General features: G+C 50.8%; 22 protein-coding genes. 6 read left to right on the forward strand and 16 right to left on the reverse strand.

Annotation, left to right across the window (positions count from 1 at the left end; translation table 11 throughout):
* The first annotated feature begins 567 nt into the window (after positions 1–567).
* On the forward strand, positions 568–2526 hold the full coding sequence (locus PsAD26_RS00005; protein ID WP_063308777.1) for a M23 family metallopeptidase: 1959 nt from the start codon (positions 568–570) through the stop codon (positions 2524–2526).
* Positions 2527–2570: 44 nt separating this feature from the next.
* Here PsAD26_RS00005 and PsAD26_RS00010 read toward each other — a convergent pair whose 3' ends face one another.
* Positions 2571–3173 (reverse strand): DUF998 domain-containing protein, encoded by a 603-nt coding sequence (locus PsAD26_RS00010; RefSeq protein ID WP_063308778.1) that lies wholly within the window; start codon positions 3171–3173, stop codon positions 2571–2573.
* 146 nt (positions 3174–3319) lie between these two features.
* The gene (clpB, locus tag PsAD26_RS00015; protein WP_063308779.1) at positions 3320–5899 is read right to left on the reverse strand and encodes an ATP-dependent chaperone ClpB; all 2580 of its coding nucleotides are present in this window, start codon (positions 5897–5899) and stop codon (positions 3320–3322) included.
* A gap of 207 nt (positions 5900–6106) precedes the next feature.
* On the opposite strand from clpB, the gene PsAD26_RS00020 reads away from it, so the two are divergent.
* On the forward strand, positions 6107–6877 hold the full coding sequence (locus tag PsAD26_RS00020) for an MOSC domain-containing protein (RefSeq protein WP_063308780.1): 771 nt from the start codon (positions 6107–6109) through the stop codon (positions 6875–6877).
* Positions 6878–6996: 119 nt separating this feature from the next.
* On the opposite strand, the gene PsAD26_RS00025 is transcribed toward PsAD26_RS00020, so the two are convergent.
* From PsAD26_RS00025 to PsAD26_RS00045, 5 genes are all read right to left on the reverse strand, one after another.
* Complete coding sequence (locus tag PsAD26_RS00025; RefSeq protein ID WP_208985424.1) at positions 6997–7743, reverse strand: DUF4167 domain-containing protein; 747 nt, start codon at positions 7741–7743, stop codon at positions 6997–6999.
* A 410-nt stretch (positions 7744–8153) separates the two neighbouring features.
* Positions 8154–9038 (reverse strand): peptide chain release factor N(5)-glutamine methyltransferase, encoded by an 885-nt coding sequence (prmC, locus tag PsAD26_RS00030; protein WP_063308781.1) that lies wholly within the window; start codon positions 9036–9038, stop codon positions 8154–8156.
* Positions 9038–10111 (reverse strand): peptide chain release factor 1, encoded by a 1074-nt coding sequence (prfA, locus tag PsAD26_RS00035; protein ID WP_057463460.1) that lies wholly within the window; start codon positions 10109–10111, stop codon positions 9038–9040. Before prfA ends, prmC begins: the two co-directional genes overlap by 1 nt.
* Positions 10112–10195: 84 nt before the next feature.
* On the reverse strand, positions 10196–12460 hold the full coding sequence (gene ptsP / locus PsAD26_RS00040) for a phosphoenolpyruvate--protein phosphotransferase (protein WP_063286038.1): 2265 nt from the start codon (positions 12458–12460) through the stop codon (positions 10196–10198).
* Positions 12461–12556: 96 nt separating this feature from the next.
* The gene (locus tag PsAD26_RS00045; RefSeq protein WP_057463461.1) at positions 12557–13807 is read right to left on the reverse strand and encodes an aspartate kinase; all 1251 of its coding nucleotides are present in this window, start codon (positions 13805–13807) and stop codon (positions 12557–12559) included.
* 156 nt (positions 13808–13963) lie between these two features.
* Between PsAD26_RS00045 and ubiG the strand changes: the two genes are divergently transcribed.
* From ubiG to PsAD26_RS00060, 3 genes are all read left to right on the forward strand, one after another.
* Entirely contained in the window at positions 13964–14740 is a 777-nt protein-coding gene (gene ubiG, locus PsAD26_RS00050; RefSeq protein ID WP_063308782.1) for a bifunctional 2-polyprenyl-6-hydroxyphenol methylase/3-demethylubiquinol 3-O-methyltransferase UbiG, read from the forward strand.
* A gap of 32 nt (positions 14741–14772) precedes the next feature.
* A complete protein-coding gene (locus PsAD26_RS00055) occupies positions 14773–15480 on the forward strand; it encodes an alpha/beta hydrolase (RefSeq protein WP_208985425.1) in 708 nt (235 codons plus the stop codon).
* 221 nt (positions 15481–15701) lie between these two features.
* Positions 15702–16271, forward strand: coding sequence for a phasin family protein (locus PsAD26_RS00060; RefSeq protein ID WP_063308784.1), 570 nt, complete (start codon positions 15702–15704; stop codon positions 16269–16271).
* 74 nt (positions 16272–16345) lie between these two features.
* Here the strand turns inward: PsAD26_RS00060 and PsAD26_RS00065 are convergent, their stop codons facing one another.
* The 4 genes from PsAD26_RS00065 to PsAD26_RS00080 form a co-directional block, all read right to left on the reverse strand.
* On the reverse strand, positions 16346–16915 hold the full coding sequence (locus PsAD26_RS00065) for a DUF1178 family protein (protein ID WP_063308785.1): 570 nt from the start codon (positions 16913–16915) through the stop codon (positions 16346–16348).
* Positions 16912–17766 carry a carbon-nitrogen hydrolase family protein gene (locus PsAD26_RS00070; RefSeq protein ID WP_063301622.1) on the reverse strand — a complete coding sequence of 285 codons (855 nt, stop codon included), beginning with the start codon at positions 17764–17766 and terminating at the stop codon, positions 16912–16914. The genes PsAD26_RS00065 and PsAD26_RS00070 overlap by 4 nt, the downstream gene beginning before the upstream one ends.
* 48 nt (positions 17767–17814) lie before the next feature.
* Positions 17815–18078: a glutaredoxin 3 gene (grxC, locus tag PsAD26_RS00075; protein ID WP_057463560.1), complete on the reverse strand. Its 264-nt coding sequence runs from the start codon at positions 18076–18078 to the stop codon at positions 17815–17817.
* Positions 18079–18234: 156 nt separating this feature from the next.
* A complete protein-coding gene (locus PsAD26_RS00080; RefSeq protein ID WP_063308786.1) occupies positions 18235–19080 on the reverse strand; it encodes a ComF family protein in 846 nt (281 codons plus the stop codon).
* Between the two features lie 128 nt (positions 19081–19208).
* On the opposite strand from PsAD26_RS00080, the gene PsAD26_RS00085 reads away from it, so the two are divergent.
* Positions 19209–20093, forward strand: coding sequence for a methyltransferase domain-containing protein (locus PsAD26_RS00085; protein ID WP_063308878.1), 885 nt, complete (start codon positions 19209–19211; stop codon positions 20091–20093).
* On the opposite strand, the gene PsAD26_RS00090 is transcribed toward PsAD26_RS00085, so the two are convergent.
* From PsAD26_RS00090 to PsAD26_RS00110, 5 genes are all read right to left on the reverse strand, one after another.
* A complete protein-coding gene (locus tag PsAD26_RS00090) occupies positions 20094–20309 on the reverse strand; it encodes a Flp family type IVb pilin (RefSeq protein WP_063308787.1) in 216 nt (71 codons plus the stop codon).
* A gap of 29 nt (positions 20310–20338) precedes the next feature.
* A complete protein-coding gene (gene mutT, locus PsAD26_RS00095; protein ID WP_063308788.1) occupies positions 20339–20743 on the reverse strand; it encodes an 8-oxo-dGTP diphosphatase MutT in 405 nt (134 codons plus the stop codon).
* Between the two features lie 84 nt (positions 20744–20827).
* A complete protein-coding gene (locus PsAD26_RS00100) occupies positions 20828–21649 on the reverse strand; it encodes a GNAT family N-acetyltransferase (RefSeq protein WP_063308789.1) in 822 nt (273 codons plus the stop codon).
* The gene (gene argJ / locus PsAD26_RS00105) at positions 21630–22862 is read right to left on the reverse strand and encodes a bifunctional glutamate N-acetyltransferase/amino-acid acetyltransferase ArgJ (RefSeq protein WP_063308790.1); all 1233 of its coding nucleotides are present in this window, start codon (positions 22860–22862) and stop codon (positions 21630–21632) included. The genes PsAD26_RS00100 and argJ overlap by 20 nt, the downstream gene beginning before the upstream one ends.
* 127 nt (positions 22863–22989) lie before the next feature.
* Positions 22990–23859 carry a peptidylprolyl isomerase gene (locus tag PsAD26_RS00110; RefSeq protein WP_063308791.1) on the reverse strand — a complete coding sequence of 290 codons (870 nt, stop codon included), beginning with the start codon at positions 23857–23859 and terminating at the stop codon, positions 22990–22992.
* Positions 23860–24099: the final 240 nt, after the last annotated feature.

Raw genomic sequence — 24099 nt, forward strand, 5'->3', positions numbered from 1 at the left:
CAATCTTTGGTGTTCTGAAAAACGTAAACTAAGTCAGTTATTCCGTAACAGTGGCTTGTTACCAAACCACTCGCGAATAACCGCCGTCCACGTTTCTCTTTCTTCTTCCGTATTCAATTGTCAATGAGCGGAGACTTGCGCCTCAATATCCAGACTTACCTGATCTCTTAAAAACCCCGTAAATCCTTCTGTTTTTGTGCCTCCGAACCGGCGCCTCACTGGCCCGCCCCGGTGGCGTGAAGCGGGTTATAGGGATATGAGCTGACCCTGTCAACGAGCCCTGAGAGAAAACTTCAAAATTTTCACAGGACTGGGGAAACTTTTTCAATAATCGCAAACCCTGTATTTATATGGTGCTTAAAATCGTGGTTTGCCAGCCAAATTCATTATTTTCTCGCCAAATCCATTTTTTCTATAATTTTTCATAGTATCAGCGACAAAATCCAGCCGTATTTGTCTTTCATCAGTTGTTCCCATCTTCAGCATTGTCTATCAATCGTAAACACGTGATGCAGAACTCTGCTGCAGATGGCATCTCTGCCGATTTGGGGAAAGATAAGTAGCTCGATGAATTCTGGTAGGTTCCATACTAATGGAAGGCCTTCCGTCAATCTTGGCAATGAACCTGCTTTGATGGTGGATAGCCTTGCAAGTTCGTCTGACCAGCCCGCACGGCTTAATGGCCGCTGGTTGATCGGGACGATCCTGACCGGCATGACCTCCATTGTATTAATGGGTGGTGCGTTGATGGCCGCGCTAGATGGCCAGTACACCTATAAGACAGCGAAAGCCCCCGCAAGCAATTCAGCAGACCTGGCACCACAGCGTAATTCCAGCGGAAAAGGTGACCGCCTGAGTTCCGCAACCGACGGCTTCTCCAACCGGCAGATCATTGAAGTGAATACAGTGACCCGCAGCGAAGGCCGTGACCACGTAAAAGCCAAGCCATATGCGCTCGTCAGCGCAAGCCTTGAGAACATCAAGAAACAGGAAACAGCTGCAGACATTCCACCGTTCGACCCGATCACTATGTATCAGGGAGAACAGGTCGCTCCGCTACAGGTCGCCAGTGATGCGATCTATGGTGCCGACATTGAAGGTGAAGTATCCATTTCTCAACGCGACTTCCCACTGGAAGCTATGAGCATGGTGGCCCTTCCTGATCATAAAGAAGAAGCTGTTCAGGAACAGGTTAAAAAAGCAGCGATGTTCATGTTGGACAATTCCACCGACATTGCAGCCATCCCGAGCCTCGAAGACTTCAATGCAGGCTTTGCTCCTCTTTCAGAACAGTCATTTGAAAACATCGAAGTCCGCATCACAGAAGAAAACGTTTCCTTCCAGCCCAAATCTCGTAAAATCTCTCAGGCCAATCAGATTGAAGAACGCATTGTTCCGATCCTGACTCAGACTGACTTTATTGACATTCTGCTGGATGGGGAGGCTTCAGAGAAAGAAGCAGAAGGCTATATCAAAGCGTTTACCGAAAACTTTGGTATCGACACGATCAAAGCTGGTCAGATTTTCCGCCTGTCCCTCAACACGGACAAAATTGAAGACGACGACGGAATCCTTGTCCGCGTTAGCATCTATGAAGATCAGCGCCATGTGGGAACCATCGCTCCAAACGATGAAGGCGAATTTGTTGTAGCACCAGAGCCATCTACGCAGATGGCCGCAGATGCATTCACATCACAGCAGCAGAATTCCGTTGGTCCTCGTGCCACCTATTATGACTCGATCTACCAGACTGGTCTTGATAACGACGTCCCAACATCTCTCATAAAAGAACTCGTTCGCATCTACTCTTATAGCGTTGACTTCAATGCCTCCGTAAAAAGCGGTGATGAGATGAGCGTCTTCTATGGCCTTGATGCAGACCAGACCACTGGCGCCTCCGAAATTCTTTATACATCCATCACCGTGAATGGTCGCTCTCACCGCTTCTACCGTTTCCGCACACCGGACGATGGTGTCGTCGATTATTATGATGAGAACGGCCAGAGCGCGAAGCAGTTCTTGCTCCGTAAACCAATCGCGGCAGGCCGCTTTACATCTGGCTTCGGCATGCGCCGCCATCCAGTGCTGAAAACCCGCCGTTTGCACACTGGCACAGACTGGGCAGCTCCTCGCGGCACCGCAATCTTTGCAGCTGGCGATGGTGTAATCCAAAAAGCAGCTTGGTCTGGCGGATACGGCAAACGCGTCGAGATCAAACACGCCAATGGCTATGTCACCACATATAACCACATGACCCGCTTTGGTTCTGGCATTCAAAAAGGCCAGAAGATCAGACAGGGTTCCGTTATTGGCTATGTAGGAACAACCGGTCTTTCAACGGGTAACCACCTCCACTATGAAGTGAAGGTGAATGGCCGCTTCGTGAACTCCCTGAAGATCAAAGTACCGCAAGGCCGCATCCTCGAAGCTCAGGTTCTTGAGAACTTCAAGCGCGAACGCGACCGCATCAATGCTCTGATGGAAACAGGCCGCCCAAGTCAACGCATCGCTTCACTACGGAACTGACTTCAGTTCACCAAAAGCCTCTCGCTATTAAAGAGCAAGTAACGTCAAGCTGCTTGCTCTTTTTTATGATGACGCTTGCGCATCAGGATCACGAAAAACCCAAGATAAATGCCAGTCTCCAACGCACGTTGCATGAGACCACTGAAAGCGGTTTCAATAGAGAGACTGAAGAGCATCGCCATTAAAATCAGGCAGGGCAAAATCCAAAAAGGCCTCTCGTAGACTGCTCCAGACAATATACTAAGACCAACAACAGCACAGAAGTAGGCGAAAAAACTAGCAGCCATGTGAATGAGCTGACTTTGGGTTGGATCAGCAGCACTGCATTCAAAATCACACGGAAAGAAAGCAGCAACAGCAATCAGTATTGGATAGCCCGCAAAAATCACCAAACCAAAACGTTCAGCGCGACAACGCATAAGGTGAGAAAAGCAAATCACAAGGCAGGGTAAAAGAAGCAGCTCAACCATCGCGAAACCCCAAAGGTTCACAGCAGCTCCAAAAGGAGCACCAGTTGCCCCAAGCTCACTCATGAACTGAGAACTATGGCTGTAATCTGGATAGGTTGCCCCGCCAATTGCAACGGCTGCCGCAAGCCAGAGATAGCTTAGGGCCACACACGAAATCGCAAAACCAGTTTTACTCATAGCCACCACCAACCAAGAAATTTAGTGCCCCAACTTCAATCTACAGAACTAAGCACAAAAAGCATGCGTTAGAAAAGCCTCTATGGAATGCCCAACAAAAAGGGCCGGAAAATCCGGCCCTCTTCTTTAACTCATGATCAAACCTGTCAGGCCGTTTCAAAAAGTAGCCTGTCTGTTCCTGCAGAGACTCTGATGCTCTGACCGTCAGAAATTGTACCAGCCAAAAGCATCTCTGCCAGCGGATCCTGAACCTGCTTTTGAATCACGCGCTTCAAGGGGCGTGCACCATAAGCCGGATCATACCCTTTTTCGGCAAGCCAACCCATAGCACCATCATCCAGTTCAAGTTCCATTTTCCGGTCGTCCAGCAACTTCTGCAAACGGGCCAGCTGAATTTCAACGATCCGGGACATCTGAGTCCGTTGCAAGCGATGGAACAGAATAATCTCATCCAGACGGTTCAGGAATTCAGGGCGGAAGTGCGCTTTCACGGCATCCATCACCGGACCACGAACAGCCTCAGCATCTTCACCTTCTCCCTGGGACGCCAAAAATTCTGAACCAAGGTTTGATGTCATGATGATCAGCGTATTGCGGAAGTCCACAGTACGGCCTTGCCCGTCCGTCAAACGGCCATCATCCAGTACCTGAAGCAGAACATTGAACACATCGCCATGTGCTTTTTCTACTTCATCAAACAGCACTACCTGATATGGCCGGCGGCGCACAGCTTCTGTCAGAACACCACCTTCCTCATAACCAACATAGCCCGGAGGCGCTCCGATCAAGCGAGCAACACTGTGCTTTTCCATGAACTCAGACATGTCCACGCGCACCATGGCTGTCTCATCATCAAAGAGATAGCTGGCAAGCGCTTTGGTCAGCTCGGTTTTACCAACACCAGTTGGGCCGAGGAACATGAAAGAGCCAATTGGCCTGTGCGGGTCTTGCAAACCGGCACGAGACCGGCGCACAGCAGTGGAAACTGCATGAACGGCTTCCTGCTGTCCAACAACACGTTTGGCCAACTCATCTTCCATACGAAGCAGCTTCTCTCGTTCGCCTTCCAGCATCTTATCGACGGGAATTCCGGTCCAGCGAGACACGATCTGGGCAATGCTTTCACTGCTTACAGTCTCGTTGAGTATGGTGTTGTCGACATCTTCAGCTGTCTGGGCATTCAAAAGCTTCTTTTCCAGATCAGGGATAACGCCGTAAGCAAGCTCGCCCGCTTTAGCCAGATTGCCAATACGCTGCGCCTGCTCCAGCTCCGTGCGCGCTTCATCTAGCTGCTCTTTGATTTTCTGCTCACCGCTCAGCTTATCTTTTTCAGATTGCCAGCGTTGTGTCAGCGCATTGGATTCCTCTTCCAGATCAACCAGTTCTTTTTCGAGACGCTGAAGCCGATCCTTCGTGGCATTATCATCTTCTTTCTTGAGTGCTTCCCGCTCGATTTTCAGCTGAATGATCCGGCGATCCAACTCATCCAGCTCTTCTGGCTTGGAATCCACCTGCATGCGCAAGCGACTGGCAGCTTCGTCAACAAGGTCAATTGCCTTATCCGGCAGGAAACGGTCCGTGATGTAACGGTTAGACAGCGTTGCCGCAGAAACAATCGCACTATCTGAAATGCGAACACCATGGTGAAGTTCATACTTCTCCTTGATGCCACGTAAAATAGAGATCGTATCTTCAACCGTTGGCTCACTTACAAACACAGGCTGGAACCGACGAGCCAACGCCGCGTCCTTTTCAACGTGCTTGCGGTATTCATCAAGCGTAGTCGCACCAACACAGTGCAGCTCACCACGCGCCAGCGCAGGTTTGAGAAGGTTGGAAGCATCCATCGCTCCATCTGTCTTCCCTGCCCCAACCAGCGTATGCATTTCATCAATAAAGAGGATCACACCACCCGCAGCGGCTTGCACCTCATTCAAAACACCCTTCAGGCGTTCTTCAAATTCACCGCGATATTTCGCGCCAGCGATCAATGCGCCCATATCAAGAGCAAGTAGCTCTTTGTCTTTCAGGCTTTCCGGGACGTCGCCATTGACGATGCGCAGTGCAAGACCTTCAGCAATTGCGGTTTTACCAACGCCCGGTTCACCAATCAGAACCGGATTGTTCTTGGTACGGCGGGAAAGAACCTGAATGGCACGGCGGATTTCTTCATCACGCCCAATCACAGGGTCGAGCTTACCTTCACGGGCAGCTTCAGTCAGATCCTGAGCAAATTTCTTCAAAGCGTCATACTGGTTTTCAGCGGATGCAGAATCCGCAGTCCGGCCCTTGCGTACTTCGTTGACAGCCTCGTTCAGTGCGTTTGGCGTGACGCCACCTTGCGCAAGTGCCTTCCCTGCTTTGCTGTCTTTATCCATGGCAAGCGCAAGCAGCAGCCGCTCAACAGTGACATAACTGTCGCCTGCTTTCTCCGCTATTTTCTGAGCTTGCTCAAAAAGACGGGCCGTTTCAGGCGCCAGGTACAGCTGCCCGTTACCACCACTCACTTTAGGAAGCGCGGCGAGATCAGTCTCAATCTGTAGACGGACATCCTGCACACGTCCTCCGGCCCGTTCAATAAGACCAGCAGACATGCCCTCACTGTCATCCAGTAAGACCTTTAAAATATGTGCGGGAGTAAACTGTTGATGCCCTTGTCCTAGAGCGTATGTTTGCGCAGACTGAATGAACCCACGCGCACGGTCGGTGTATTTCTCAAAGTCCATATATAACTCCTATGTGCCGTGTCACCCGAAGCATGACGAAGCATTTTGGGAGGATCCGAGCCTCATAAAGAGCACCCGAAGCAGGAGACTTCCCCCTGCACTCTTCATATAGTAGTTCAAACTGCCGACAAAAGAGGGTCCTCGCAAGATCTTGCCACAATCCTTTGTTCCTCATAGTTTCGAATAGCTTAAACAACGGAATTTAATATGACTTTTTCGCCTGCGCATATCACCGCACTCGCAACACATCCAGTTAAAGGCCTTACGGCTCATCCACTTCAGACCACCACAGTAGAAGCCGGAGCTGTCTTCCCGCTGGATCGTGCCTATGCGATTGAAAATGGTCCATGCGGTTTCGATCCAGCAGCTCCTCAGCACATTTCAAAGAGCAAATTTCTAGTGCTGGTTCGTTATGAAGACGTGGCGCAGGTCAAATGCACATACGATCTGGAAAACAAAAGCATCACTCTGTCCAAGCCAGAGAGTGAAGACATCACGTTACCGCTGGAAACAGCTGAAGGACAGGATGCACTCGCAGCCTACTTCACAGCACACATGGGTGAAAAAGCCACTGGCCCGCTCAAAGTCCGCCACGCAGACGACCATGCTTTCACGGATACCGCTGAGAATTTCGTACATGTCGTGAATTTGGCCAGCGTGAAAGCGCTTTCTGAGACTTTGGGCGTGGAGATTGATCCAAGACGCTTCCGCGCAAACATCTATGTTGAAGGCTTGGCAGCCTATGAGGAGTTTGACTGGGCCGACAAGAAAATCCGTTCCAGTTCAGGCGTAGAGTTCAAATTCGCGAAACGCACCCGCCGCTGCGCTGCCGTAGATGTAAATCCAGTCACAGCCGAGCGCGACACCAACATCAACAAGGCGCTTCATGGTTCACTGGGGCATATGGATGTTGGTATTTATCTGGAAGTGCTCAACAACGGCACACTTTCCGTCGGTGACACACTCATCATTGAGTAAGCCAGCACCCACAACGAACTATTTGCCAGTCAGCAAAAAAGAAAACCCCGCCTTTTGAGCGGGGTTTTTCATAGATCTCCGGCAAACCAGTGAGCCAGCAAGCACATCATCAGACGTGCTTAGCTTTCACCGTCTCCGGTTGTTTCCAAAGCCGCAGGTGCTGGTGCAGATGCAGGTGCATCCTCAGCAGGAACACGAGCTGTACGGGTACGCTGTGAACGAGCTGCACGAGGTGTGCGAGCACGAGGCGTACGACGTGGCTTCGTAGAAGCTGCATCATCTTCACCACCTTCAGGTGCCTCAGCTGGCGCTGCTGCACTTGCGGAGGATGAGGAAGGTGTACGACGAACACCACGACCACGAGTGCCACGAACACGACGGCGTGCTTTGCCATCATCTTCGTCAGCTGGTGCAGATGCGTCTCCCGAAGCCTCTGCATTCTCGTCAGCCGCTGGAGCTGTTTCGATAAACGGCTGAGGCGTATCCAGACCGATCACAGGCTGAGGGGTTGCAACCGCAACCTCTTGCTCTTCAGTCGCTGCCACAGCGTTTGGTGTTTCAACAGCAGCAGGTGCAGCTTCATCTTCTGTACGCGCAGAAGGAGCAGCAGTCTGTGTGCTTTGGGGTTGAGCCGCAGCGACGATGCGCTGGTAATGCTCTGCATGCTGATAGTAGTTCTCGGAGGTTACACGGTCCCCGGAGGCCTGAGCATCACGCGCAAGTTGCTGATACTTTTCAGCAACATGCAATGCGGTACCTCGGATCTTAACGTCCGGTCCATTTGACTCAAAAGTACGTGTCAATGGATTTGGAGCTTTACGCCCCCGTCCACGCATGCGCTTGTTATTCTGATTTCCTGGTCTCATTCTGCCGTTAACTTTCCGGAATAGCAATCGAACCTAACTGTGAGGTTCATGGGAGTAAGATCTCCCGGATTCCAAATGCCGTTAATAAGCCTGCGTGTTGATGAGCACAAAGGCTATCAACATCGAAATGCAATCGCATTCGATCGTATAACTGCTTCAATGCGATATCCGACATCTGATCGCAGCAATACAAATGCATTGCTCTCTCAGTTCAACGATACGAGGGGTTGCTCAACTATCTGCTTTGAAACTATCAACCGACGTCTCTGCCAGGCTCGTCTCACAGTCAGTGAGTGCCCATCCCCATCGTTTTCAGCTTTTAGCTGGTATCGCTTGTCGGCGAGATGAAACTATCTCGTTCCGACGTATTTTCCAAGGGCTTTTTTCCAGATAATTGAATTCTTCGCCAATCATGGAAAAACTACAACAATCACCCTTGGTTGACCGGCCAGATCATGTTCACAACAAGCCTCCAATCCTACGAGTTCCCTCGCAAGAGTTGAAAGTTCATCGGCTTGATCAAACCCGATCTCCATAAGAAGTCCACTATTTCTCTTAAGAACTCGTTTAGCGTTGCCTATCAATTCTTTATAGGCAGTAAGACCATCCACTCCACCATCAAGCGCCAACATAGGGTCGTGCTGCTTAACTTCATGGCTTAGTCCTTCAATAACAGAGCTGCGAATGTACGGCGGGTTACTCACAACAAAATCATAAGATCCACTCAACGCATCCAGATATGAACCGCGAACTGGGATAAAGCGGTCACGAACCTTGTTGTTTGCTGCGTTTCGTTGCGCAGTCTCCAAAGCCTCTTCACTGATATCAACAGCAAGACAAATTGCATTGGGCAATTCAGTCAGGAGCGCAATCGCAACCGCTCCTGTGCCAGTTCCAATATCTGCAAAAACCCATTCTTTTTCCAAGTCGCCATGGGCCTGACAAAACGCAATCGCAGTTTCAACCAGCGTTTCCGTGTCCGGCCGCGGCTCCAATGTTGCCGAAGACAACGAAAACTCCAGCCCCCAAAACTCCCGCTTCCCTAGAACACGTCCTACCGGCTTTCCAGCAAGGCGTTCTTCCACATATCGGGAAACAACCACCAGCGTCTCAGGCTTGATCACCTGATCATATTCCAGAATCAGGTTTCTCGGCTCAATTCTAAGGGCTTCTGCAACAAGGACACGTGCATCCAGATCAGCTTCAATCAGACCTGCATCACGAAACAGGCTCCGCACCGCTAGATACAAAGCCTGCACATTTTTGAGGTCGAAATTATCGAAGAGGCCGGACATTAAAGTCCTTCATCGGCGAGCAAGTTCGCTTGATGATCCATAATCAGAGCATCAATCACTTCACCCGTAGCTTCGCCTGCGATCATCTGGTCAAGCTTATACAGCGTCAAACCAATACGATGATCAGTCACACGACCCTGAGGGAAGTTGTAGGTACGGATACGCTCAGAACGATCACCGGAACCAACCTGAACACGGCGGGCCTCGGTCCGCTCATTCGCAGCACGCTCACGCTCAACATCGTAGATCTTCGCCCGCAGCAACTTCATCGCGCGGTCTTTGTTCTTATGCTGAGAGCGCTCATCCTGCACGGCAACCACAATCCCGGTTGGATTGTGCACAATACGAACAGCGGAGTCAGTCGTGTTCACGTGCTGACCACCTGCACCAGATGCACGGTATGTATCGATGCGCAAATCAGCAGGGTTGATCTCAACGTCCACTTCTTCAGCCTGCGGAAGAACAGCAACGGTCGCCGCGGACGTATGAATACGACCACCAGATTCGGTCTCAGGCACTCGCTGTACACGGTGAACGCCAGACTCAAACTTCAGCTTACCAAACACTTCCTGACCAGTCACAGCAGCAACGATTTCTTTGAAACCGCCCATGTCCCCCTCAGAAGAGGACATCACTTCAACTTTCCAGCCATTATTGTCTGCAAAGCGCTGATACATACGGAAAAGATCACCCGCAAACAGCGCAGCCTCGTCACCACCTGTACCGGCACGCACTTCAAGAATAACATCGTGAGAGTCAGCTTTGTCTTTTGGCAAAAGCCCAATGCGAACTTGCTGGGTTAGCTCTTCAACAACACCAGTCAGCTCATCACGCTCAAGCTGTGCAAGCTCTTTCATCTCCGCATCGCTTTCAGGGTCTGCCAACAGTGCTTCCGCACCTTCCAGATCACCCTCGGCTTTGCGAAGTTCACGAATGGATTTCACAATTGGATCGAGTTCCGCATAATCCCTTGAAAGCTTGATATATACATCCGGCGCAGGACCAGATGCCATCTCGGCCTCAATACCTTCAAAGCGTGCTAGCAGTGTGTCTAGTTTTTCTGGTGCCAGCATTTCGCGGCAACTCCTCAAGCGTTAGGCAGCTAATCTAAAAGCGCGACAGCCTCTCGGGTCTGCGGCAATCGAAATATACGCTGCTTATACCGGAATATTATTTTCGGATGCAAAGTTCGCCAGGAACTCGCGAATGTCGTCCGTCCCTTTACCCGCTTCCAATTGTTTCAGCAACTCTTCTGAAAGTGCTGATAGATCCAAAGAGCGTAACATCGCCTTAACAGGACCAATAGAAGCCGGAGACATAGAGAGATTTCTATATCCGATCGCCAGCAAAGCCATCGCAGCAAGAGGTTGGCCGCCAAGCTCACCGCAAAGGGTGACGGGCGTATCCATCTTATCGCCAATAACAACGATCTTACGCAATGCGCGTAGGAAACTAGGAGACAGAGCTTCAAATCGCTCCGCAACCAGCGTGTTGCCTCGATCAACCGCATAGAAGAACTGGAACAGATCGTTGGAGCCAACAGAGACGAAATCCACTTCCTTGTAGATCTCTTCAAGCTGGTAAAGCAGCGCCGGAACTTCCAGCATAACACCAAGTTTCAGCTCTTTAGGCGTATCATGACCGTGCTGGCGCAGATGCTTTAGTTCGCGCTCAACATAATCCTTCGCCTGCTGAAATTCAGAAACATCTGCCACCATCGGGAACATGATGCGCAAGGAGCGCCCTGCCCCTGCATGCAACATTGCTCTGATCTGAGTACGCAGCAAACCCGGACGATCAAGCCCAAAGCGGATCGCGCGCCAGCCCATGGCCGGGTTCTCTTCCTGTGCCAGACGCAAGTAAGGCAGAACTTTATCACCGCCAATATCCAGAGAGCGGAAGGTAACTGGCTTGTCACCAGCTGCATCCAGCACCTTGGAATACAGTGTGTGCTGTTCCTGCATTCTTGGGAAAGCAGAAGCCACCATAAATTGCAGTTCAGTACGGAAAAGCCCAACACCATCAGCGCCAGCATCTTCCATACTTGGCAAATCAACCAGCAGACCTGCATTCAGCTGAAGCTTAACGTCCACACCGTCTTTGGTAACGGTCGGCTCATCACGAAGTTGGCGATAAATTTCCTGACGCTTGGAACGTAGACGCACCTTGTCTGCAAAAGCTTGTTCAACATCATTGGCTGGACGAAGGAAGATCTGACCGATCTCACCATCCACAATGATGGCATCAGTCGCTTCCACCAGAGAAACAATGTCTTCAACCTGCCCAACTGTCGGAATGCCAAGCGCGCGTGCAACAATGGTGACGTGGCTTGTCGGGCCACTTTCTTCCAGAACGAGGCCGCGAATACGATCCCGGTCATAATCCAGCAGTTCAGCAGCGCCCATGTTACGCGCAATGATGATGGCGTCTTTCGGTAGATCATCTTCGCCGCTGTGGTTCTTGCCCATCAGCTCGCGAATGAGGCGGTGCGCCAGATCATCAAGATCATGCAGGCGCTCACGCAAATACGGATCTGTCTGCCGGAGCATCTGAGCGCGCGTATCGCTCTGAACTTTCTCAACAGCAGCTTCAGCCGTCAAACCATTGCGGATCGCTTCATCAATCTTCCGGATCCATCCGCGGTCATAGGCAAACATCCGGTAAGCTTCCAGAACTTCACGGTGTTCGCCGTGCTGGGAAAACTCACCGCTTGCCAGCATATGATCAAGCGACTGACGCAAGCGCGTGACAGATTCTTCGAGGCGCTTCTTTTCAGTGTCCGCATCCTCGGCAATCAGATTGGTGATAACCACACGCGGTTCATGCAGAACAACGTGGCCAAGACCAATACCATCAGCAAGGGCGACACCCTTCAGATGCATCGGACGGATCACATCAATCGTTGTGCCTTGCTGCGCAATCGCTTCCAGCTCACCCGCCGCGACCATTTCTGCGATTACCATCGCAGTTGTCTGCAGGGCTTCTACTTCGTCTTCAAAGTAGGTCCGGTGGTCTTTGTTCTGAACAACAAGCACGCCAAGCGTACGTCCTGCACGCAGGATCGGCACACCAAGGAAGGAGTTATAATTCTCTTCGCCCGTTTCCGGACGATAGGCAAACGCCGGGTGCGCCTGCGCATTTGGTAGGTTCAGCGGTCTGGCATCAGAGGAAATCAAGCCAACAAGACCCTCACCAACCTTCAGAGAAGTATGGTGAACCGCATCCTTATTGAGGCCCTCTGTCGCATACAGCTCAAGAACCCCATCCGCGCGCAAAATGTACACGGAACACACTTCCGCAACCACGTTTGCCGCGATCAGACGTACAATCTTGTCGAGCCGTTCCTGCGCATTAATCGGCTCCGCCATCACTTCACGAAGCTTACGGAGGAGTACGCGCGGTCCGGCCAAGCTGCTGCGCATGCTCCGCCCTACCTATAATTCTGCTGGCCTTTTAACAGGCCACGTTGTGCCTTGGAAGGTGTCCAAGACACAACAATATTCTCGACAGCAGGATACCTAGCCGTCAAGTCCGTATAGCGAATGGAGAGTACGAACCGCAAGTTCCGTATACGCGGAATCGATCAGAACAGAGATTTTAATCTCAGATGTCGTAATCGCGCGGATGTTAATCCCCTTCTCAGCCAGGCCTTCAAAACACTGGGCTGCAACACCGGCATGCGAACGCATACCCATGCCGATTACGGAAACTTTTACAACATCAGTAGCGCCTTCGATATTCTCGAAGCCAATTTCCTCGACGTTCTCCTCAATTACCTTGCGCGCACGCTCGTAATCGCTCTCTGGAACGGTAAAGGTGATATCGGTCGTCTTTCCATCTGGGGAGATGTTCTGGACGATCATGTCTACGTTGATGTTGCCTTCTGCCAACGGGCCAAACACTCTGGACGCAATGCCAGGTTTGTCAGCAACGTTGCGGATAGAAATCTGTGCTTCGTCTTTTGAGTAAGCGATGCCAGTGACGACTTGTTGTTCCAAAATCTCGTCCTCGTCGCAAATAAGTGTACCTACAGGTGTTCCATCAGCGCTAATCTGCGGGGCATCCGGATCATCAAAGCTGGAACGTACAAACGTACGAACGCCGTGAACCATCGCCATCTCAACAGAACGGACCTGCAAAACCTTTGCACCAAGAGAAGCCATTTCCAGCATCTCTTCAAACGCAACACGTTCCAAACGGGTTGCCTTGGCCACCACACGCGGGTCGGTCGTATAAACACCGTCCACATCCGTGTAGATATCACAGCGGTCTGCCTGAATGGCAGCAGCAATTGCCACTGCACTGGTATCAGAACCACCACGTCCAAGTGTCGCAAGCCTGTTGTCCGGGGCAACGCCCTGGAAACCGGCACAAACAGCAACCTGTCCACGCTCCAGGCGTTCAATGAGAGTTTGACCTTCAATACTCTCAATACGCGCTGCGCCATGGGCTTCATTCGTACGGATAGGAATCTGCCATCCTTGCCAGGACCGCGCTTCCACACCCATGTCTTGCAGCACAATCGCCAACAAGCCAGAAGTTACCTGCTCACCAGAGGCAACAACCGCATCGTACTCACGCGCATCATGCAGCGCTGCAGCATCTCTTGTATAACCGACCAAGGTATTCGTCACGCCAGCCATAGCGGACACGACAACAGCAACCTGGTTGCCTGCTTCCACTTCACGCTTTACATGCCGCGCAACATTTCTAATACGCTCTAGGTCGGCAACGGAGGTGCCGCCAAACTTCATAACCAAACGGGCCATCGCTTCCCAAATTCCTCCGAGGGCCTTTGTGATGAACCGATCATCACTACAAACGGCGCTAATCCATACAACTAGCGCCCTTCTATCGCAACCAGCGGCTTGACAAAAACCGCGATTAGACCCACCAGTACCGGGATGAAAGTGGAGAGTTGAGCTATGAGCACCGCGCAAAAACCAAGCAACGCCGCCAAAAACCCGGCACAAACCACAATCGACCCGGCGGAAGTTGCGCATTTCTCATCAATTGCATCGGAATGGTGGGATCCGACTGGAAAATTTCGCCCTCTCCACAAATTCAGCCCAGTTCGCATCTCCTATATCAAAGAATACGCTTGTGACCATTTTGGTCGGGATGAAACATGCCCTAAGGCATTAGAAGGTCTACGGATTTTAGATATCGGCTGCGGCGGTGGCCTACTCGCTGAGCCAATGGCTCGCATGGGAGCAACCGTTGTTGGAGCAGATGCATCTGAAACCAACATCAAAGTAGCCACACTTCATGCACAGCAATCCGACCTCAACATCGACTATCGCGCACAAACCGCTGAATCTCTAGTTGAGGCAGGCGAACAGTTCGATATCGTGCTCAACATGGAAGTCGTGGAGCATGTTGCAGACGTTCCATTGTTCATGAATTCCTGTGCAGATCTTGTGCGTCCCGGTGGAATGATGTTCGTTGCAACTATCAACAGAACTCTGAAAGCCTATGCCCTCGCGATTGTCGCAGCAGAACGCGTGCTCCGCTGGTTGCCAAAAGGCACCCACCAATATGAGAAGCTGGTTCGCCCGGAAGAACTGGAAGCCCCCCTCAATGAATCCGGCATGAACATTTACGAGCGCTGCGGTGTGAGCTTCAATCCACTGACAGACAGCTGGTCCAGAACAACCGATCTGGATGTAAACTACATGGTAATAGCTCGGAAGCCAGAGTAACAGCTGGCATCCAATGACTAAGGAGAATGAAAATGCCAGAAACAGCACCTGCAGAAACTGTCGTTTTCATTCCCGGCCTTACCAGCACCGGCACTTTGTTCGGCCCTCAGATCAACTCTCTGAAAGAGCGCCCAATCATCATTGCCGAAACCTGCGACATGGACTCCATAGAGGCCATGGCACAAAGGCTGCTGGATCACGCCCCAGAAAAATTCGCTCTCCTCGGCATGTCCATGGGTGGTTACGTCGCTCTGGAGGTGATTCGACTGGCGCCTGAACGTATCAGCCGTCTTGCACTTATAAACACCAACGCCAGAGATGATACTGCCGCCCAGACGCAACTTCGCCATACGCAGATGGAGATTGCGACGAAGGGAGGCTTCCACAAAATCGCTTCCATGCAGTACCCTCAACTTGTCCACCCTGCCCGCCACGACGACACAGCGCTTCGACAAGTGGTTTTCGATATGGCTGCTGACATTGGTGCTGATAATTTCCTGAAGCAGCAAAACGCTATCATCAACCGCCGAGACCAAAGAGCAGACCTCCCGGCAATTCAGTGCCCGACGATGATCGTTGCAGGCGAAGAAGACAGTTTGCTTCCGCTGGATAGATGCCGCGAAATGCATGACGCAATACCAAACAGCAAGCTACACATCATCCCGGATTGCGGTCATCTGTCTACACTGGAACACCCGGTCCATACCAGCGAACTCATTCAAGACTGGTTGGATGCGTAGCTACGCCTGCAAATTTAACTAGTTCTTCAGAAAAAAGCCGCTGAAATCCCTTAGAATCCAGAATATCATTTTGCCAATATTAGCGCCTATAAACAGGAGGGTGTACGCGGCGTAAGTTACCGGCAAACGAGCTTCTTCCAACTTCCCTGATCGCTCGAAAGATATTGTCTCAAGACCTAGATCGCCGCCCGAGAACTTGATCAAAGTCCGGAGGAGACACGATGTTAAACATCGACAAAGAAATGAAGGAAGCAATGGACCGCTGGACCGTTGCGACAGATGGGCTGCCTTGGCAAGGCTGGTTTTGGGCGCAGGGTGGAGACCAACTTTCCAACACAGCGTTGGAGCACGCAATTTCCAACAACAAGTCCATGCTTGAGAACTATCAGGCAATCATGCATGCAAACATGTCTTTCTTTAACAAGCGCATGAAAGCCAACACAGATTTCGTTCAGGAAATCTGGGATTGCCCAACTGGCATTGAGTTCTCAAAACTTGCCAGCGACTTCATGCAGGAAGCTTTTGAAGATTGTCGGCAGGAAGGTGCCCGCCAGATGAACCAGATGTCCTCCACAATGAAGGGCACGGTTTCCAAAACGCAGAAGGCAACATCAGAAGCTTTGACAAGCATTGATGATCTGAAAGCAATGGCACAGGCCGCTCCAACAAAAGTACCGGCTAAACCTCGCCGCAGAGTGCCTCGCAAATCAACAAGCACACGCAGCCGGACAAAGAGCGCGGATAAACCGTCCTCCCCCCGAGCCCCGGGTAGAAAAGACGTGTCAGCCTGATTGAGTGACAGAACAAAAAAGGCGCCCTGCTAAACGAGGCGCCTTTCGTTTTACCATCATAACAACATAAGAAATCAGTTGCGGTCTTCTGGCAGCACTGGCAGCGGCATCAGTTCAATACCCTCTTCCAAAAGCTCCTGAGCATCATCGGGAGTAGTTTCTCCATAGATACCGCGCTCTTCGGTTTCGCCGTAGTGGATCTTGCGTGCTTCCTCGGCAAACTTATCGCCAACATATTCTGAGTTGGTCACAACCTGCTTGCGAAACTCTCGCAGTGCCTCCACCAGTTCCTTGGCTTTCTCAGGAACTTTTTGCAGATCAACAGCTGGGGTTGCCGTAGCAATAGGCTGCTCAGAACTCGCTCGGACAGTTCCACCACCTACCTTCTGTTCACTCGCAGCCTTTTCTGTAGCTTTAGCCTGCGCGGCAGCAACGGCTTTTGAAACCTGATGTTCGACCTGCGCCTTCTTCCGACTTCTCGAAGTAGAAACATTCGGCGCCATCAAGCGTTTATGGATCGATGCACTATCACAAAACGGGCACGTGACCAGCCCCAATTCTTTTTGCTTATCGTAGTCGCCAGAATTCCGGAACCATCCGTCAAATTCATGCCCGTCGTCGCAGGCAAGTGAGTAGTTAATCAACTAACCATCTCCCCATTGAGGGAAACAGTCACAACGGAAAACTCACGTGCATTTTCGATGGCAGGAATACGTCGACGTGCTTCATCCACTTTTGCCATTTCAAGTTCACCCAGCAAAACGCCCGGTTCATCATGATCAAGCTCTGCAATCACTTTGCCCCAAGGGTCAACCATCAAGCTATGACCATAGGTCTGGCGATCATCTTCATGTGTTCCACCTTGTGCAGCTGTCACAACAAAGGCACCGTTTTCAATCGCCCGCGCGCGTTGCAATACATGCCAATGCGCTTCACCAGTTTGCTTGGTGAAAGCAGCCGGACCAGTCAAAACCTGCGCGCCAGCCTTGGATTGCTCGCGGAACAGCGCTGGCTGACGGATATCGTAGCAAATCGCCATGCCAAGCTTGGCCACACCAAGATCAATAACAGGAGACACATTGCCTGCGCTGTAGCTTTCAGACTCGCGCCAGCTTTCTCCGTTTGGCAGATCCACATCGAACATATGGATTTTGTCATAACGAGCGGAGATCTCCCCTTGAGGAGAAATCATAAAACCGCGGTTGGCCAGCTTGTCATCTTCAAGCCGGATTGCCAGAGATCCGATATGGACCCAGATATTCAACTCACCAGCAAGCAAACCCAGTTGCTTCAAAAATGGATCATCACTTTCAAAACTGGAGGCAGCAAGTTGCGCTTTGCGGCTACGTTCCAGCACATTAGTCATCTCAGGCGTTTGCACATAAACCGCGCCTTCAGCAGCAGCTTCTCTTATCAACGCCTCACAGACATCAAGATTTTCGAGCGGGTTTCGTCCCGTTCTCATCTGGACACATGCAGCCACAAAACTTGTCATCAACTCTCACTTTCAAAGCGTAGTTTGCAATACGCTTCCTAAGCTTCTTTAAAGACCAACGCTCAGCAGACCATCGAGGTGTCCGCGACGCTCCAATGCAAACAGGTCATCACAACCGCCAATATGCTCAGATCCGATAAAGATCTGCGGGAATGTGTTTGCACCATTTGCTTTGGCAATCATTTCCTTACGGATCGTTGGATCTTCGCTGTAGTTAAATTCTTTATAATCAACACCCTTCTCATCAAGAAGTCTTTTTGCGCGAGCACAGAAACCGCACATATCACGGGTGTAGATAGTAACTTGAGCCATATTCTTGTCCTTTGGATACACAGCGAAGGCCAATAGAAATTCAGCCATCAAAACTGAAGTCTATATGGCTCACGTCCAAGTAAACCGCAAGTCCACCTCAACTCAAGTTGATCACTTCGTTATATCGCATAGGCTAAGACAGCCCCTCAACAACACTCAACCACTATCATCAGACATATTTTCAGGATCGACCAGAGCAAAAACAAGTACATCAACCTGTTCCGCACCCGCAGCTTTCAAAACCCGAGCACATTCTTCAACAGTTGCCCCTGTCGTCAGCACATCATCAACCAGCACCATATGAGCACCAGATACCTCTGACAGGAAATGATCCGCAACTGCAAAGGCACCTTTCACATTAGCTGTCCGTGCCCCTCGCTTGAGGCCGACTTGCTGGTTGGTACGCCGTGTTCGAACCAAGCCATCAAGAAGCACTTGACCCTCTAAATGACGCCCGACGTCCTTCGCCAGCAAAGCAGACTGATTATAGGTGCGCTCACGTAAGCGCGACTTGTGGAGAGGAACTGGAATAAGAAAACTCTCAGAAGCGACAAGTTCTGCCGCTGCATTAAGCATGCACCTGGCAAGAAACTTCGATAACCGGATCTCTCCATAAAACTTAAACCGCTTCACCAACTCTCGAGCAGGCCCATTGTACAAAGCAGCAGCCCGGGCTCGGTCATAATCAGGCGGATTAACAAGAGCAGCAGCGCTCCAGGCATTCGGACCCAACTCATAATGCAACGGAACACCAAGCCGCTCACAATAAGGCGCCGATATCAGTTCCAGTGTCTGCCAACAAGGCAGACACAAACCACCTTCACCTTGAACTAAATCATTACAAATCGGACAGCTATGAGGAAACAGTGCATCCAGAGCAAAGTTCAGTCCTCGGTTTAAATGAGAGGCCACCTTCATATCAAGAAAGCTGGGTTTGAGAGGTTGCTCAGCTCTATCCACTGCATCAGGCAACCACTCCAGAGAAGAAAACTTGTCGCTCATCTGTGCTCACCGTATATATCTGCAGAAGAATTAAGCTAACAAAGCCTCCGTCGAACATCACTCCATGTTCAATGGGGTTATAATTTCCAATAGTGCACACACAGCACAGTCTGGCCAAAGGCGCCCTCATGAGCGAACACACTCTCTTTGATCGTAAACTCATTGCACAACGTCGCAAGACTGCATTGAAGAGAGCGCAAGACGGCGCTGATTTCCTAATGAAGGCAGCTGCCGCAGATTTGCAAGATCGTCTGGAATTCATCAGCAGAGAGTTTGACTGCGGAGTAGATCTCGGCGGTCACACCGGCCACATTTTTGAAGCACTAAAGGCGTCAGGAAAAGTCAAACACCTGCTGCGAGCCGATCTGTTCGGTGCAGACCCAAACCTGTCTGATCCTGATTTGATTGTAGATGATGCCGTCCTGCCTTTCGCGCCGGAAAGTCTGGACCTGATTGTCTCTTCACTTAACTTACAGATGCTCGATGATCTTCCAGGAACACTTGTCCAGATCAAACGTGCCTTGAAACCAGATGGCCTTTTCCTCGGCCTCTTATTGGGAACTGACACCCTTGCGGAGTTACGAGACTGTCTGATGCGCGCCGAGATGGAAGTTAGTGAAGGCGTATCACCACGTGTTATCCCATTTGCAGATACCAGAGATCTCGGCGGCCTTCTCCAACGCGCAGGTTTCGCACTCCCAGTAACCGACATAGATCGGTTAACCGTCAGATACGACACCATGTTTGACTTGACCAGAGATCTGCGCGCAATGGGCGCAACGAACCCTTTGAAAGAACGCTTGAAGTCGCCGACAAGCAAGAAGGTCTTCATGAAAGCGGCAGAGATCTATGCGCAGGATTACTCAGATGCAGATGGACGCATCCGTGCAACCTTTACTTTCGCATCCCTGTCCGGCTGGGCACCACATGAATCGCAGCAAAAACCACTAAAGCCCGGCTCTGCAAAGCACAGCCTAGCCGAAGCTCTTGGTACAAAAGAGATAAAGTCCTGATTAGTTGGAAACTACCGAAGCGATTGTGTCAGCCAAAAATTGGAAATTATCAGTAATCGTTGCCCCAATTGCTGTAGCAGCTGCAACAATAGCAAGAACAATCAAACCAGCAAGAATGGCGTATTCAACTGCAGCGGCTCCGCGCTCGTCTTCGGTCATATGAGCAATCGTAAATCCACATTTTTGATTGTGATACGCTTTCTCATTCAACGCCATTACTGCCTCTTGTTCTCCGTGATCTCCCGCTAATAAGACACAAGGTCGATTAGATGCGGGATCAGCGGCTCATCTGCTGGTGGCATGTCATAATCACGTAAACGCACTGCCCGTACCCATTTCAGGTTTTGCCCCTCTGCCCCGTGAGGTGTGCCCGACCAGCGCCTACAAACGTAAAGTGGCATCAGCAGATGAAAATCTTCGTAAGTGTGGCTAGCGAAACTTAGGGGAGCAAGGCACTCTTTTTTAACTGTAATTCCCAGTTCTTCAGATAATTCACGGATCAAACAGTCCTCTGGTGTCTCACCAGCTTCGATCTTCCCACCCGGAAACTCCCAGAAACCTGCCATTGATTTGCCCTCAGGGCGCTGAGCAAGCAGAATGCGGTTATCAGCATCAATCAAGGCGCACGCCGCAACCATCACAATTTTCATTTATTTTCCCGTTTCACAAAGGACCACTCTGAAAACCTTTTGGAAACCATACCAAAGGTCCCGAGTGAAATTTTACTGATTTTCTTAAGGCTGGGCATCTTTGCAATAGTGATAAGCATAGGCTTCTCGATACCCGAGGGAATCGTAGAGCTCCACCGCTGCAACATTATCTGCCACCACTTGCAGCCAAGCTGTTTCCGCACCGCGCTCAGCACCAAGACGTTGCACTTCGCACATCAAAGTGTAAGCCAGCCCCTGACGACGAAACACTTCTGCCGTCATCACGCTAAAGATCCCTAATAGATCGCCATCAACCACACCAAGCAGAACAGCTGCAGGAACACCGTCTTCGGTTTCCAGCACCAACCCAATCAATTCAACAGTCACTCTGGAAAGCACATCATGAAGTGCCTGCACGGTTTCGCTCAAAGGCTCTCCACGCTTAGCGCCCGAAACTTGCGCGTAATTAGAAATCCACTCACCTAATGAAACCTCGGCAAGCTTGTACTCTGCAGGCACCTCAGCATCGCCAAGCCCCCAGATGGATCGTGACAGCACCAGAGTTTCATCAACGCGAGCATAATTCTGAGAAGTCAGCACCTGATCCACATCTGTTGGAACCAAAGGCGTCCAGCGAACATGGAATGTCGTCTCAAGTCGCTTGAAGCGCGCGCGCGCAGCATCCAGACGGCTCTCGGCTTCATCACCATCTTGGGCATCATAGAAGTTCAGAGAGTTGTTACGACGTGCACTACCACCTGGTGAGAGACGGGAGATCCAGCTCCCGTCATGATGCGCCATGAGGCTGGGAAAGCAATTCAGATTTGCCTGCTCCAGCTTCAAGACTGTTTCCAGATTGCAGTTCGGTTGGCGAGGTTGAACCCGCTTAACTTCTGTAGTCACCATTAATTGCCACATATTCCTTGGTGAGATCACATGTCCAGACAGTCGCACCGCCATTTCCAATACCAAGATCAACCTTCAGGATGATCTCGTCTTCTTTCATGACAGCAGACGCTTCTTCTTCGCTGTAGTCTGGGTCACGCTCTCCTTCAACCGCAACACGAATGTCGCCAAACCAGATCGCCAGCTTATCACGGTCAGCAGGCTCACCAGCTTTGCCAACAGCCATCACGACACGGCCCCAGTTCGCATCTTCACCAGCAAATGCAGTTTTCATCAAAGGAGAGTTTGCAATCGCCATAGCAATCCGCTTTGCAGAAGTTGCACTCTCTGCACCTTCCACCCGCACTTCAACAAACTTGGTCGCACCTTCCCCATCACGAACGATCATCTGAGCCAGCTCAAGCATCATGCTGGAGAGAGCCTCACGGAACTCCACAAGGTGTGGATCCGCAGCATCTTCAATCCAGTCACCTCCGGCAGAACCAGTAGCTGCCAACAGCACAGTATCAGAGGTGGAGGTATCACTATCAACCGTAATAGAGTTAAAGGAGCCGCCCACACACTCAGAAAGCAAGCTCTGCAAGGCAGACGCTTTAATCGGAGCATCAGTGAACAGGAAGCCAAGCATAGTCGCCATATCAGGCGCAATCATACCGGCGCCTTTGGCAATACCGTTCAACATAACAGTCGCCTCACCCAGCTTCACACGACGAGTGCTCATCTTAGGGTAAGTGTCCGTGGTCATGATCGCCTTAGCCGCATCCATCCACTTGTTGGCAACAGCATCAGCCACCAGACCATCCGCCACACCAGCAAACTTCTCAGCCGGCAGCGGCTCACCAATCACACCAGTGGACGCCAGATACAGCTCATCTGCGGCAAACCCGGACACCTTTGAAAGGATGTCCGCAGAAAGCTCAACAGATGCGAGCCCCTTCTTGCCCGTAAACGCATTCGCATTCCCGGAATTGACCATGATCGCCCGCGCAACGCCTTTGGAAAGGTTCTGCTTGCACCAGTCAACCGGAGCACTCGTGCATTTAGATGTCGTGAACACGCCCGCAATCTGCGCAGGCTCGTCAAACACAGCAAGAAAAACATCGGTACGTCCTTCATACTTCAAACCGGCAGCAGCTGTTGCCAGTCGAACACCTCTAACCTCCGGAAGGTCAGGATAGGACGTGGGTGCGAGTGGAGAAATGGTCGCGGACATGAAAACCTCCCGAAGAAAACAGTGCCTTTACAGCAAAAAAGTAGCCCCGGAAGGCCTAAGCCATCCGGGGCTACAAAAACAAGATGTTTTATTTCAATAATCAGCAGAGCTAATAAGCACAGGCCTATTATTTGCTTTCTTCAGCTTTTGGCTCATCAGCATCCGCACCGATGATTTCCACAGTGTTCTTGGCTTTCAGCTCTTCAAGCACCTCACGGAATTTCGTCAGAACCAGCTCCTGGCGGATCTGACCCTCAGCTGTTTCAAAGGCTGGAGCAGACTGTGTACGTGCTTCCTTGTTCAGGATTACGTGGTAACCGAACTGTGTTTGCACAGGCTCTTTTGTGAACTCACCCGGTTTCAGAGCAAAAGCAGCTGTTTCAAACTCAGGAACCATCTGGCCTTTTCCGAAGAAACCAAGATCACCACCGTTAGGGCCGGAAGGACCAGTGGACTTTTCCTTTGCAAGCTCAGCAAAGTCTGCACCACCTTCTAGCTGCTTAATGATGTCCTTCGCCTCATCTTCCTTTTCTACAAGGATGTGCGCTGCGTTGATCTCTGGAGCACCCTGATAGTTGGCATACTCAGTATCGTAAGCAGCCTTAACTTCGTCTTCGGTGATAGCGCTCTGAATGTACTTCTGGAAATATGCATTGCGAAGTGCACGCGTGCGTTCAAATGCCATTAAGCGTTTAAAATCATCAGTTTCTGCAAGTTTTTCTTCTGCGCCAGCTTCTGCAAGCAGGTTCATCTCAACCAGCACATCGGTCAATACCTTGCGCCATTCGGTTGGTGGAACACGCTGCAGCTGCTGCGCGTAATCTTGAGCTGCATAAGCAAGATCAGCTTCGGTAATAACGCTCTGGCCAACCTTCGCAACTGGCTTGTCCAGATCTGGAGCCGCATCAGCATCCTGTGCCTGCGCAGCACTCAGCCCAATAACCAGAGCAGCAACAGCAACTGAACTACCTAGGATCCCTGTAAATTTACGAAGCATAAGATCACTTTCTTTCCTGTTTATGGAGAGTTTAAAAAGAGTTGCAAAACAACAAAGCACTATATTGCGACAGCAACTGCCGTTGACAACCTTTCGGCCCACTCTTATCTCTCTGTCGCCTGCTTTTTTACTCGCAGGTGTTTAATATGCTGTGACCCAGATCAGACTCACAGAGTTTTGACTGGTTAGATCACGAATGTGAAGATTTTTAGGGCCCGACCGCGACGTGAAAAAACCGGC

Source organism: Pseudovibrio sp. Ad26 (assembly GCF_001623285.1).
Classification (GTDB): Bacteria; Pseudomonadota; Alphaproteobacteria; order Rhizobiales; family Stappiaceae; genus Pseudovibrio; species Pseudovibrio ascidiaceicola.